Raw genomic sequence first — 12,724 nt, forward strand, 5'->3', positions numbered from 1 at the left:
TCCCATTTCATTCCTGGCCCGGAATCAAACAGATAAAGGCGCGGCCCCTGCGGACCGCGCCTTTTTCAGCTTTCGAAGACCCGAATTACAGGCCCATGATGCGGACCACCTGGGTGGCCAGTTCCCTGCCGTCCTCCTTGGCGGGATCGAGGGGCAGGGCGCGAAGGACGCCGTATCCTTCGCTCTTGTCGTGGAATTCCTCGGAAGGCAGTGAGGAGACCACGGCGGTGTTGACCAAGGCATTGGCCTTGATGAGTTCCACTACTAGGGGGAGCGCCTCGAAATCGGGCAGCTCCTCGTCGATGACCACGAGGCCCACAGGGCTCCCGGCCACCGTTTTCAGGGCCTGCGCGCCCGTGGAGACGGCGTCCGCCTTCAACTCGCCGGACTCGGTGAGTCCGTCCAGGAAGTCGCGGAAGGCGTCCTCCCGCTGGGTAACCAGCAGGCAGGCCGCAGGTGTGTTCGCTCCGGTTGCCATGGCGGATTAACCGACCTGGTGGCCGCCGCCACAGGTCTGGTCCGGGGTGAACTCGGGCAGGCTGTTCATGATGAACGCGTTGACGGCCTGGCCCACGGTGGGCGCGCCGCTGCCGTGAAAGACCTTGATGCCGGCCTGGTTGAAGCCCATCAGCGGGCGGAAGCCCATGCCGCCGGAGATGAGCACGGAGACGTTCTTGTCGGCCAGGTAGTTGACCGGGGCAAGGCAGCCGCCCTGCTCGTGGGCGCAACTGGGCACGGACTGCACGCCTTTGACCTCGCCTTCGGCCACTTCGACCAAAGTGTACATGGCGCAATGGCCGAAATGGGCATCAACGCCCGACTCCAGTCCCTCGGGACCGGTGGACGGGATAGCTACGATGGTATTCATGGTTGTTCTCCTTGGGGTTGTTTTTTTGTCTGAATATATGTTCAGCCATGTGATTGTAAAGACTGTCCCGCTACTTTTCCAGCAGGGCAAGGGTATCTTTCCAGGCCTGCTTGAGCAGAGTTCCAAGCCCGCCCGGGTCATATTCGGTGAGCACCTTGCGTTCGAGCATGGAATCCACCGCGGCCCGGTTGTGGGGGAAGCGACACAGGAGCGTGTAGCCCTTGTCCCGGCAGTACGCCTCGATCTTCTCGGTCATGGCCGGATTGATGTCCCACTTGTTGACGAGCACGGCCACCTTGGTACGGAACCCTTCGCAGAGTTCGGCCACGCGCTCCAGGTCGTGGATGCCGGACGGGGTGGGCTCGGTGACCACCACGGCCAGGTCGGTCCCGGCCAGGGAGGCGATCACCGGGCAGCCGATGCCGGGCGTGCCGTCGCTCAGGACGAGATCCAGCCCGCCGGCTTCGGCCCGTTGCCTGGCCTGCTGCTTGAGCAGGGTGACCAGACGGCCCGAGTTCTCCTCGCCGGGAAAGAGCTGCGCGTGGACCATGGTCCCGAACCGGGTGTCGGACACGAACCAGTGGCCGCACTTGCGCTCCGGGAAATCGATGGCTCCGGCCGGGCAGAGCTCCACGCATACCTTGCACCCCTCGCACCGGAAGGGCTTGACCGAGTATCCCTCGATGGAGAACTCAATGGCGTCGAACTGGCACATGTTCAGGCAGGTGGCGCAATGCACGCAGTCCTCGGCGCGGATTACCGCCTCATGGCCCGACCAGAACTCGCTCTCCTCCCGCTTGTCGGGGTCGAGGAGCAGGTGCAGATCCGGGGCGTCCACATCCAGGTCGCAGAGGATGGCGTTTTCGGCCAGATGGGCGAAGGCCCCCGCAATGGTGGTCTTGCCCGCGCCGCCCTTGCCGCTGATGATGACTATCTCACGCACGGAACACCCCCAGCATGTCGTTTTCCTCAGCCGCCGCCACCATGTGCTCCTTCAGCTTAAGGAAGGTGTCGCGCAGTCCGGGCACGGCGTCCGCAATGACCCGGCCCTGGGAATACGCCTCGGCAATAGCGCGGTCGTAGGGGATTTCCGCCCAGATGGGGATGCCCTTCTCCTTGCAGAAATTCTGGACCGTGGAGTCGCCAAGCCCGGCCCGGTTGATGACCGCTCCCATGGGGATACCCAGAGGAGAGAACGCCTCCCAGGCGAGCTTGAAGTCGTGGAACCCGAAGGGTGTTGGTTCGGTGACCAGCACGACGGCGTCGGCGTCCATGACCGCGTTCATGGCCGGGCAGCTCACGCCAGGAGGCGCGTCGATGATCACGTCGCCCGTGGCGATGAAGCCCATGCGCTCCTTGACCTGGCGCATGAGCGGCGGGGCCATGGCCTCGCCGATGCGCAGCCTACCCATGAGGAACTCCATATTCCCGGACCGGCCCCGGACGATCTCGCCCAGCTCGCGGCGGCCCGGGATGAGCGCCTTTTCCGGGCACACGGCCATGCAGCCGCCGCACCCGTGGCACATCTCGGGAAAGACGAGCAGGGTCCCGGCCATGAGAGTGATCGCCTTGAACTGGCAGATGTCCCGGCAGGCGCCGCACTTGACGCACCGCTCCTCATCCGCCTCGGGCACGGTGACGTAGCCCTTTTCCGTACCCGTGATCTCCGGATTGAGGAAGAGGTGGAGGTTGGGTTCCTCCACATCCAGGTCCACGGCGGTCACGTCGTTTTCCCACAGAGTGGCGAGGGAGGCCGAGACGGTAGTCTTGCCCGTGCCCCCCTTGCCGCTGGCGATGGCGAAGATCACTTATTGCCCCCGGCCTGCGCGTTGGCGGAGGCCGCCATGGGCACCTCGCCACGCTTGTATTTTTCCACGGCCTCGCCCACGGTCAGGCCGTCCACGTCCTGGCCCACGCCGATACCCGCCGCCTGGAGGGCGGCAAACGCCTTGGGACCGACATAGCCGGACAGCAACACCTGAGCGCCCGCGTTGGCCACGTTTTCCGCGGCCTGGATGCCCGCGCCCTGAGCCATGCTCTGGGAGCCGCCGTTATCGACATATTCCACTTCCATGGTCTCCAGATCCACCACGGCAAAACCGCCCGCCCGGCCGAAACGGGCGTCCACCCGGCTTTCCAGGGTGGGCCCCTCGCTGGTCACTGCGACTTTCTTCACTGCGCTCATTGTATTTCCTTGTGTGTTCGCCGGAGCTGCCCCGGCGTTCATTGCGGTTTGACGGCCCTGGCCCATGCCCTGTCCGCCCATTCCACGTCCCTGGCCCTGACCCATGCCACGGCCTTGGCCGCCCATGCCGCGTCCCCGGCCCTGGCCCATGCCTCGGCCACCCATGCCGCGACCCTGGCCACCTTGGCCCGGAGCCGCAAGGCAGCGTCCGTTGCCCAGCCCGAGACCTCGTCCCTGGCCACCCTGCCTGCGGCACACGCCGTCAGGCATTTGGTCCTGATTCTGATTGAAACCCATTCCCCGGCCACCCGAGCGGCGGCCGCCACCGGGTCCTCTCGATCCTTGTCCGTTCATTCCAGGCATAATCGCCTCCATGCTGTTGCGATACGTAACCGGTTACTCCCCGGACCCGCGCTTGGGGCACTGACCTGTGTCCCGGACAACGGTGTAATGTCCGCCGTCAACGCGAATGGCCCAGCCGTTGGCCAGGGCCATGGCGACGGTCTTCCGCGCCTGGCCGAGGATCCGGCCGAAGGTCGGCCGTGAGACGCCCATCAGACGCGCGCCCTCCTCCTGGGAGAGCCCCTCGCCGTCGGCCAGACGGAGCGCCTCCAACCCCTCGTGGGTCAGGGTCACGTCCGTCAAAAGCCTCATGGGTATCCCCTGGGGCTTGTAAAACGTCGCCCCGGGCTCCTGTTGCAACATCCGCCTTATTTTCCTTCTTCCCATGGAACCACCTGATGCATGAACAATTCGTAATCTGACGATACGCTCATATATGGCAAGGTCAAGAGAAATGAGCATATGCTCATAAAAATTACTCAGAAAAAAATATGGCACGCAATATCGGTATATTGCGTGCCGTGAGTGTGTGAAAAACCGCGATTGCTCAGATAAATGGCTAGCCGGATCAGGGCAGGGTCACGGTGAAGGTGGTAGTGCCGTCGCCCGTGGAGAAGCCCACCGCACCGCCGAGATACCGTTCGGTGAGCAGCTTCATGACATAGGCCCCCAGCCCCCGGTCACGGGACTTGGTGGACACGTACCGCTTGAAGACCTGTGTCCGGATGTCGCCGGGAATATCGCCGCAATTGGTCATGGAAATGATGACGCCGCCGCCCGGGTTGGCGAGACAATCCAGCTGGATCTGCTCGCCGCAGGACTCGCGCGCCTCAAGAGCGTTGACGAGCATGTCGCGAACCACATGGCGCAGGAGCCGCTTGTCGGTCACGAGGAGGTCGCAGCAGATATCCAGATCAACGACAGCGGGCTCGGTGTTGCGGACCCGGCACTCCTCCTCTATCAGCTTGGAGAAGAACTCCCCGGCATTGACCGGCTCCTTGCTCACCGCCAGGGTGCCCTGCTCCGCCTGCTCAAGATCCCGATGGTAGACCACGTCCCTCAGGATGCGCCGGGATGCATCTGCCAGCATCGGATAGAGGGACATGTCGCCGGGATCGTCCTCGAGAAACTCGGTAACGGTGGCGATGCCCCCCACGGTGTTTATCAGCCCGTGGTGGAAGAGGTTGTTGAGATACTTGAGCCGCAACTCGTGGCTGATGTCCAGGGCGAAGAGGAAGGCGAACTCCTGGCCCCGAAATTCGATGGGCGTGGCGAATACCTGGAGGTCCAGGGGTGTCTCTACCCCTTCCACCAGCCGGGTCAGGCGACAGTTCTGGCAGTCCTTCTCGCCGCCCAGGGACTTGACGATGGCCTGGGCCGCGCCGCAGGTGGCGCACTCGCGTGAACAGCCGCAGCCAGCCTCATTCAGGGTGGAATTCACGCAATTCAGGGCCTCGCCCGGACGCAGACCGATAACGCCTTCCGCTTCCGGCTTGAGGGACAGATTGCGAAACGCCTGGTTGCAATGGACGATCTGGCGGTACTTGTTGACAACGAAGACGCTGGTGGGCACGGCGTCGAGCCACTGAATGAGAAATTCCTTTTTCAACTCAAGGGAAACGGCTTTGACCTCTTCCGGCACCATCCTCTCCGGAGCCGCAAAAAACGAATGTAACCCTTCTCCTATCAAAGCCATAACCACCCCTCATTGTTTGCTTTTATTGCAAATGACCCAATGCTATTTTTATCAGAACAAATAGTTGCGGAAAGCGGGGTACAAGTCAATGTCGTTATAATCGGCCGCCCCTTGCTCCTCGGCCTATGGACAGGGCGTGCGGGGGCGGGTTAAAGCGAACGGGCGTTCGCCGAGAATCCCACCCGTCAAAGGAGACCTCCCATGTTCGGCATTCACGACCTTGCCCTGTTCATCATTTCCGGCCTGCTCCTCAACATCACCCCGGGCCAGGACGTCGCCTTCATCGTCAGTAGAGGGGCCGCCTTCGGCTGGCGCAAGGGAATGGTCGCGGCCCTGGGGGTGGGCACCGGATGCTTCGTGCACGTCTTTGCCGCCGCCCTCGGCCTGTCCGCCATCCTGGCCACCTCGGCCACCGCGTTCACCGTGGTCAAGCTCGCGGGTGCGGGCTATCTCATCTGGATCGGCCTGAGCGTGTGGCGGTCCGGCGGAGAGAATGGCGAAGCGAATCCGATACAATACCACAAGGTCTCCCTGCGCCGTCTTTTCATCCAGGGCTTCCTGACCAACGCCCTCAATCCCAAGGTGGCGCTCTTCTTCATGGCCTTCCTGCCCCAGTTCGTCTCCCCTGACTCACCGGCCAAACCCCTGGCTTTCCTAACCCTTGGCGTCATCTTCACGGTCAACGGCACCATGGTGAACTTCGGCTACGCGTGGTTCGCGGCCCGGGCCGCGGCCCTGTTCAACGGCGGCGGACGCTTCACCGCCTGGATCAAAAGGGCCGCCGGAACCCTGTTCATCGGCCTGGGCATCCGCCTGGCCATGGCCGAACGCATCTGACGGGCTCCCTGAACACCACCCTTTTCCCACCCTCGGAGCCACCCACGCCAGACCGGATGACAAGCCGCACCTCCGGGCTGTCCGGCCAGTTCAACCTTGCCAAATAGGCCATTTTTCCTTAAACGGATGAGCATCCGAAAAATGACAAGGGGGCCCCTCATGAAGATATTAGTTGTTGGCAGCGGCGGCCGCGAGCACGCGTTGTGCTGGAAACTGTCCCAGAACCCCAAGGTGGAGCGCATCCTGTGCGCCCCCGGCAACGGCGGCACGGCCCAGGTGGGCGAGAACGTGCCGGTCAAGGACGACGACATTCCGGCGCTGGTCAGACTGGCCAGGGAAGAGGAAGTGGACCTGGTCGTGGCCGGGCCTGAAATGCCTCTGGTTCTGGGCCTGGAGAACGCCCTGCGGCAGGAAGGCATTCCCTGCTTCGGGCCGAGCGCCTACGCCGCCAACCTGGAGGGCTCCAAGGCCTTCTCCAAAAACGTCATGGCCGATGCGGGCGTGCCCACCGCGCCGTTCCGCGTCTTTGACGAATTCGATCCCGCCGTGGCCTTCATCAAGGAGAAGGGCGCGCCCATCGTGGTCAAGGCCGACGGCCTGGCCGCGGGCAAGGGCGTCGTCGTCGCCTCCACCGAAGAAGAGGCCATCGAGGCAGTGGAAGAGATGATGGTCAAGAAGGCCTTCGGCTCGGCAGGCGACCGCGTGGTCATCGAAGAGGCCCTCAAGGGCGAGGAGGCCTCGTTCCTGGCATTCTGCGACGGGCTGCACTACGCCCTGCTGCCCTCCAGCCAGGACCACAAGGCCATCTACGAGGGCGACACCGGCCCCAACACCGGCGGCATGGGCGCCTATTCCCCGGCCCCGATCCTGCCCAAGGAAAAATACGCCGAGACCGCAGAGCTCTGCATCGCTCCCATTCTCAAATATCTCGCCGCCAAGGGTGAACCCTTCAAGGGCGTGCTCTACGCCGGACTCATGTACACCGAGAACGGCCCGTCCGTGCTCGAATACAACGTCCGCTTCGGCGATCCCGAGTGCCAGCCCCTGCTCATGCGCCTGGAGACCGATCTGCTGGAAATCATGTTTGCCTGCATCGACGGCAAGCTGGACCAGGTGGACGTGGTATCCACCCCGCAGACCGCCTGCGGCGTGGTCATGGCCGCCGAGGGTTACCCCGGCTCCTACCCCAAGGGCATGGAAATCACCGGGCTCGATCAGGCCGACGCCATGGAAGGGGTCAAGGTCTTTCAGGCCGGGACCCAGCTCAAGGACGGCAAAATCGTCACCTCCGGCGGTCGCGTGCTCTGCGTAACCGCTCTTGGCGACGACTTGGCCGCCGCCCGCGAGAAGGCCTACCAGGCCGTGGACAAAGTACATTTCGACCAGAGCTACTACCGCCGCGACATCGCGGACAAGGGCCTCAAGCGCCTGAAATAGGAGAAACAAAGACAATGCCGAAAGTAGTGATCTTCATGGGCTCCCTCTCGGACGAGGAGAAGATGCGCCCCTGTTCCGACCTGCTGTCCGAACTCGGCGTGGACCACGTCTTCACCGTGTCCTCGGCCCACCGCACCCCGGAACGGACCGCCAAGCTGGTCGCGGAGTACGAGGCCGACGGCTGCCAGGTCTTCATCTGCGCCGCAGGACTCGCCGCCCACCTGGCCGGAGCCGTGGCCGCCAAGACCACCAAGCCGGTGCTCGGCGTGCCTCTGACCGCCTCTCCGCTGGGCGGCATGGACGCCCTGCTCGCCACCGTGCAGATGCCTCCGGGCTTCCCGGTGGGCACCCTGGCCCTGGACAAGGTCGGCGCCAAGAACGCCGCCTGGATGGCCGCCCAGATCCTCGCCCTGCACGACAGGGAGCTGGCCGCCAAGATCCAGGCCGCCCGCGACGGCTTCAAGGCCTCCGTGGAAAAGGCCGCCGCCAGCCTGTAGGCCGGACGCGAGGGGAGACGCCCCCGCGATTCCATCGACATCAAAAACATCGCGAGAGACATCCCATGGGGAAGTCTCTCGCGATGTTTTATTACCTGCCCAGGTCCGGCGATGCCAAAGCCGTGTGAAGGCGACGGCCTAGCGCAGGATGAGCATGGACGAGGAGGCGTGGTTCACCAGCGAGGCGACCTTGCTGGTGGAGAAAAGCCGCTTCAGGGGCGACTGGTGGTGCAGCCACAGGGCCATGAGATCGTTCTCCCCGCCCGCCTCGATAAAGGCCTCAAGGGAACTCTCGTCCACGACCCGGACGCGGGCCTGGATGCCCCGATCCAGATAATAATCCAGCACCTCGGTCATCTTGGCCTCCACATTTTCCCTCAGGTCCCCGTGCTTCAGGACGCCGGCCACCTCCAGCTCTGCGCCATAGAGCGTCACCCACTGGTTGATGAGTTCCAGGGATTCCTGCGACACATGGGCGTGGTCCAGGCAGCAGACCACCCTGGACGGGGTCATGTTCTCGCGGATGATGTACACCGAGCATTCGACCGCGTCGGCGACCTTGCCGGGAACGTCCGATCCCCTGCCCCATGCGGCGTCATGATGGCCGCAGCCGACGATGACCAGGTCGCTTTTCTCGGCCCGGGCCTCGGCGGTGATGGCCTTGACCGGATCGCCGTGGCGCAGGTGCAGGAGGAAGGACTTGCGGCCCGAGGCGTTCTCTTCGAGCACCTTGCCCGGCTTGTGGGCGAGGGTCAGGTCTTCCTCCCGGCCGTAGAGGTCCACATCCGGTCCGAGCGCCTCGAGAAAGTCCGTGCGACAGCGGTGCAGCAGTCGGATTTTGGGGTGGGCCTCTTCCGGGTTGAGGTCGTCCTCGTCCACGTAGGTGCGGTTCTTTTCAATGGCCAGCATGACCATGTCGGGCCAGGTGTTGGCGGCCAGCCTGGCGGCCTGGTGCACCGCATACCGGCTGTAGGCGTTCTCATCGACGGCGACAAGCAGCTTCATAACGATTCTCCCTTGGTGCGGTTACCAGCATAAAAGGATCGGGCTGGACACAAGGCCCAGGACCTCGGTCAGGGGCGACTTGCGGTTGGACTTCCGGTCCATGTGAGCGACGAGCAGGCCGTAATCGTGCAGGGCCTGCGAGGCGGAGTCCGGGCCGCACAGCAGGGTATACGCCATGGCCGGTGCATAGCCCCGCTTTTCCAGGATGCGTCCGGCTTCGGCCAGGAGCTCGTCCGGGTGCGGGTCCCGGTGCAGGTCGTCCATGGCATAGGCGCACAGGTCGAAATCAGTCCCGGTGTCCGTGAAAAACTTGCAGAACTGGGCGACCAGGTATTCGACGTCGGTCTTTTCGTCGAGCATGAGGGCCACGCGGTCGGACTGGATCATGTTGCGCACGATCAGGGCCGGGCAGGGCATCTGGCGATAGAGCTTGGAACGGAGCCGCTTGCGGAACTCCCCGGTGTTGAAGTTGACCACCTCGCCCTCGACGAAGAGGTCGTGCCCCCCCATGCGCAGCTCCTCGAGAATCCTGTCCTCCCGCGATCCCACGCGGACGATCGGGTTGGGCAGGACAAAGCAGTCCAGCTTCTCGCTCTTGAGAACCCGCTGGACCTCTTCCATGCCGGCCTGGCGCAGCCCCGATTCCCAGGACTTGCGGATCCAGCCGGTTTCCGAGGAATGCGGCTTGTGATCCGGCTCCTCGACGTGAATGGGCTGAACGCCAATGCCGAGCAGGCCGGCCTTCTGACACAGGTATCTCAGGGCGACATTGGACGCCAACGTCATCTCCACGGGGACAAGGGCTTTCATCATGTCCATGGACGCACCTCGCTTGTTTGGTTTCCTTTGTTACGAGCCACAGCGGATGTGCTCCTCCGCCTTCCTGATGACTTCCTGGATCTCGCCCAGCTTGAAGGGCTTGGCCAGGAAGTCGAACACGCCCTTGCGCATGGACTCCTTGGCGGTGTCCATGGTGGCGAATCCGGTGATGACGATGACCTCGGTGGACGGGGAGAGCCGTTTGACCTCCGCGAGGAACTGCATCCCGTCGATCCCCTCCATCTTCAGGTCGGTGACGACGATGTCGAAGCTCCGCTCCCGGATCCGCTCCATGGCCTCGGCACTCTTGTAAAAACTCTCGATTTCATAGCCCATTTTCTCAAGGGCCGGCTGAAGCCGCTTGCTGACGATGGGTTCGTCGTCCAGGATGAGAATGCTTGTCTTGTATGAACTGATCATGTCGCAATCCTCCAGTAGCTAATTTAACACCGCCTCATTGACGATGCGTTCGAATTCCTCGCAATGCTCGTAAATGCGGGCATCGTTGACCATGGAGACGTCCAACTGCCTGGTATAGGCCACTAGAATGCCCAAGATACGCATGAGCCGCTTGAGGTCGCGCGCCATCCAGCCCTTTGCGCGGGCCACGACCAGGTCTTCCTTGACCGTCACGGAGAAGTCGAAGGTCTTGAGCACCTCCGACAGGAACCGCGCCCGCCGCGAGCGCCGGGTGACGCCGGTGACGCCACCGGCAAAGCGGAACTGGATGCTGTTCCGGGTGCCGTCCTCGCTCTCGTAACAGTCGATCATGGTGAAGTGGTATCCAAGCTTGAGGCTCAGGTGCAGGTAGTGCTCCGAGATGACGGCGAGATTCTGCCCAATGTTTTTGGCCCCGGCCGCCTCGGCCGAGAAGGTCCGGGTCATGCTGGACATGAAGCTGGAAAAATCAACGGGCACGGGCGTGGACTGCCACACTCCCTCCAGGGTCACCCCGTCGATGAAGGCGTGCAGGGTCCCGGACTTGACCTGATCCGGCTGGATGGTCCGGCGCAACTTCAGGCCGTCCAGGCCGCCGGTGCACTCCGGGGCAAGGCCGCCGCCGATGTCCAGCACTACCAGGTCCAGGGGCACCGGCAGCACCAGCCTGCCGCCCGGGCACGCCTCCCCGGACGCGGAGGCGTTGGGGATGTTCGCCAGGATGTCCACGGACTTTTCGTGGATGAACCGGGCGATGTCGTGCAGGGTCCGGCATCCCTGCGGGGTGAAATTGCTCGCCTCGGGATCGAAAAGGTTCAGCGGCTCGATGAGCTTGAGCATCCGCCGCAGCAGGCGATATTCGTAGGTCTCCTCCATGCGCTCGCGCATGTAGTCGTGGAGCCGCAGCTCCCTGACCTCGCCCCGGTACACGGTCTTCTGCTCCGCATCCACGGTGACCACGTCGCCCTCTTCCAGGACCATGGTGGCCCGGCTCGCGTTGAGCAGGGTCGGGACGCGGTATTCCCGCGCGATGGTGGCCATGTGCCCCAGGGGGGAGCCGATGTCGGTGATCACGCCCGAGGCGCGGTGCAGGATCGCGGCGTACTGGGGCGACGAGAGATGGGCCACAAGCACGGCCCCGTCAGGGAACGTCTCCAGGTCGCGCCCCTCCCAGGCCACGAACACGGGCCCGGAGCCGACGCCCTGCTGGGCCACCTCGCCCTCGCCGCTGAGCAGCACCGGGTAGCGCTTCAGGCTCTGGCTCAGGTCCGGGGTCTCGCCGTCTTCCTTTCTCCCGATGCGCAGGGGGCGCGTCTGGAGCACGGTCAGGCTCCCCTCCGAATCAAAGGCGAATTCGATGTCCTGGGGCTTCCTGAAATACCGCTCAAGGCGAACCGCCGTGTCCGCCAGCAGGCGCACTTCCTCCGGCGACAGGCAGGGGACCTTGCGCAGATCCTCGGGCACGGGCTCCATGGTCACGGAACCGCCCGGCTTGCCCTGCATGGCCAGGGCCTTGTCCGCGACGGAATTGGACAGGATGGCGTGCCCGGCGTCCCTGGAAACCACGAACCGGTCCACTTCGACCTCGCCGGAGACCACGGGAGCGCCGAGCCCCCAGGTTCCCGCGATGTCGGTGCTGTTGCGGCCGGGATCGACGGGAGAGAGGCTGTAGGCCACGCCGCTGGTCCTGGCCTCGACCATCTGCTGCACCGAAACCGCCATGAAGACCTCGTCCGGCTTGAAGTCGTACTCACGCCGGTACTCCATGGCAGAGGGAGAATAGGTGCTGGCGAGCACCTTCCTGTAGGCGTCGTGCAGGTCCTCGGGGGTGACGTGGAGGAAGCTATCGTACTGACCGGCAAAGGACAGGTTGCCGTCCTCGCCCCAGGCGCTGCTGCGGACCGCCAGGCGGATCTCCCCGTCCCCGAGCTTGCGCCGCAGGGCGTCGAGCTCCCGGTTCAGGGCCTTGCGCAACCGGGACGGGATGGTCCCGGCGAGGATGTGCGAACGGATTCTGCCCGAGGCTTCCGCCGCGGACAACTCGCCCGAGTTCCAGGCCTCCTCGCTGTCCTTGATCACGTCGAGGATCTCGTTGCGCTCCATGAACAAACGGTAGGCCGCCGTGGTCACGGCGAACCCATGGGGGACCTGGGCCGTGCCGGTCTCGGCGATGATGCCCAGCCGGGTGCTCTTGGCCCCCACCGCGTCCATGTCCTTGGCCCCGATCTCCTCGAAGGGGATCGCCATGATGTCCGGCAGGACGGGCCGCCGCTCCAGCTCGCCGTCCAGCTTGTCGCGGATGCTCCGGAAGCTGACGTAGAGTTCGGGATACCGGCCCGGGGCCAGGGCGTCGAAGGCGTCGATCAGCTCACGGACCGTGTTCACCATGTACTGCCTGGAGCTGCGGAGATATTGCAGGTCGAAGATGTAGCTGCCGCCGAGCTTGTTGTGCATGGACGCGATGGTCGTCAGCACGCGATTGTTCAACTCCAGCACATGCTGGAACTGGCCGAAGACGGCGGAGAGGGAACGCCGTTCCCTCCGCCGCCCCTTCAGCCTGTTTTTGATATGTTCGAACAACCTCAGCATCGGCGACTCTC

Annotated in this window: 15 protein-coding genes; 3 read left to right on the forward strand and 12 right to left on the reverse strand. The window is 63.9% G+C overall.

The features are described from left to right. Positions 1-85: 85 nt before the first annotated feature. From GM415_RS04785 to GM415_RS04815, 8 genes are all read right to left on the reverse strand, one after another. A complete protein-coding gene (locus GM415_RS04785; RefSeq protein ID WP_158946690.1) occupies positions 86-478 on the reverse strand; it encodes a response regulator in 393 nt (130 codons plus the stop codon). Positions 479-484: 6 nt separating this feature from the next. Continuing rightward, positions 485-868, reverse strand: coding sequence for a NifB/NifX family molybdenum-iron cluster-binding protein (locus GM415_RS04790; protein ID WP_158946691.1), 384 nt, complete (start codon positions 866-868; stop codon positions 485-487). A gap of 70 nt (positions 869-938) precedes the next feature. Next, positions 939-1,811: an ATP-binding protein gene (locus tag GM415_RS04795; RefSeq protein ID WP_158946692.1), complete on the reverse strand. Its 873-nt coding sequence runs from the start codon at positions 1,809-1,811 to the stop codon at positions 939-941. Next, on the reverse strand, positions 1,804-2,676 hold the full coding sequence (locus GM415_RS04800) for an ATP-binding protein (RefSeq protein ID WP_158946693.1): 873 nt from the start codon (positions 2,674-2,676) through the stop codon (positions 1,804-1,806). Before GM415_RS04800 ends, GM415_RS04795 begins: the two co-directional genes overlap by 8 nt. Then, positions 2,673-3,053: a NifB/NifX family molybdenum-iron cluster-binding protein gene (locus tag GM415_RS04805; protein ID WP_199244334.1), complete on the reverse strand. Its 381-nt coding sequence runs from the start codon at positions 3,051-3,053 to the stop codon at positions 2,673-2,675. Before GM415_RS04805 ends, GM415_RS04800 begins: the two co-directional genes overlap by 4 nt. Before the next feature lie 38 nt (positions 3,054-3,091). Then, positions 3,092-3,379 carry a hypothetical protein gene (locus GM415_RS17960; RefSeq protein WP_199244335.1) on the reverse strand — a complete coding sequence of 96 codons (288 nt, stop codon included), beginning with the start codon at positions 3,377-3,379 and terminating at the stop codon, positions 3,092-3,094. 70 nt (positions 3,380-3,449) lie between these two features. Then, positions 3,450-3,857, reverse strand: a complete 408-nt coding sequence (locus GM415_RS04810; RefSeq protein ID WP_338419790.1) for a DUF134 domain-containing protein — start codon at positions 3,855-3,857, stop codon at positions 3,450-3,452. Positions 3,858-3,963: 106 nt separating this feature from the next. Beyond that, on the reverse strand, positions 3,964-5,037 hold the full coding sequence (locus GM415_RS04815) for a sensor histidine kinase (protein ID WP_158946695.1): 1,074 nt from the start codon (positions 5,035-5,037) through the stop codon (positions 3,964-3,966). Positions 5,038-5,292: 255 nt separating this feature from the next. Between GM415_RS04815 and GM415_RS04820 the strand changes: the two genes are divergently transcribed. The 3 genes from GM415_RS04820 (at position 5,293) to purE (ending at position 7,862) form a co-directional block, all read left to right on the forward strand. After that, positions 5,293-5,928, forward strand: coding sequence for a LysE family translocator (locus GM415_RS04820; protein WP_158946696.1), 636 nt, complete (start codon positions 5,293-5,295; stop codon positions 5,926-5,928). Between the two features lie 159 nt (positions 5,929-6,087). Further along, positions 6,088-7,365, forward strand: coding sequence for a phosphoribosylamine--glycine ligase (purD, locus tag GM415_RS04825; RefSeq protein ID WP_158946697.1), 1,278 nt, complete (start codon positions 6,088-6,090; stop codon positions 7,363-7,365). A 14-nt stretch (positions 7,366-7,379) separates the two neighbouring features. Beyond that, positions 7,380-7,862 carry a 5-(carboxyamino)imidazole ribonucleotide mutase gene (gene purE / locus GM415_RS04830; protein WP_158946698.1) on the forward strand — a complete coding sequence of 161 codons (483 nt, stop codon included), beginning with the start codon at positions 7,380-7,382 and terminating at the stop codon, positions 7,860-7,862. A gap of 138 nt (positions 7,863-8,000) precedes the next feature. Here purE and GM415_RS04835 read toward each other — a convergent pair whose 3' ends face one another. Genes GM415_RS04835 through GM415_RS04850 form a run of 4 tightly spaced genes read right to left on the reverse strand, consistent with a single transcriptional unit; the run spans position 8,001 to position 12,713 of the window. Further along, positions 8,001-8,867, reverse strand: a complete 867-nt coding sequence (locus GM415_RS04835) for a universal stress protein (RefSeq protein ID WP_158946699.1) — start codon at positions 8,865-8,867, stop codon at positions 8,001-8,003. 21 nt (positions 8,868-8,888) lie between these two features. Beyond that, positions 8,889-9,686 (reverse strand): universal stress protein, encoded by a 798-nt coding sequence (locus GM415_RS04840; RefSeq protein ID WP_158946700.1) that lies wholly within the window; start codon positions 9,684-9,686, stop codon positions 8,889-8,891. A 30-nt stretch (positions 9,687-9,716) separates the two neighbouring features. Continuing rightward, positions 9,717-10,106 carry a response regulator gene (locus tag GM415_RS04845; protein WP_158946701.1) on the reverse strand — a complete coding sequence of 130 codons (390 nt, stop codon included), beginning with the start codon at positions 10,104-10,106 and terminating at the stop codon, positions 9,717-9,719. An 18-nt stretch (positions 10,107-10,124) separates the two neighbouring features. Further along, entirely contained in the window at positions 10,125-12,713 is a 2,589-nt protein-coding gene (locus tag GM415_RS04850) for a PEP/pyruvate-binding domain-containing protein (protein WP_158946702.1), read from the reverse strand. Between the last annotated feature and the right edge of the window lie 11 nt (positions 12,714-12,724).

Source organism: Pseudodesulfovibrio cashew, assembly GCF_009762795.1.
Lineage (GTDB): Bacteria > Desulfobacterota > Desulfovibrionia > Desulfovibrionales > Desulfovibrionaceae > Pseudodesulfovibrio > Pseudodesulfovibrio cashew.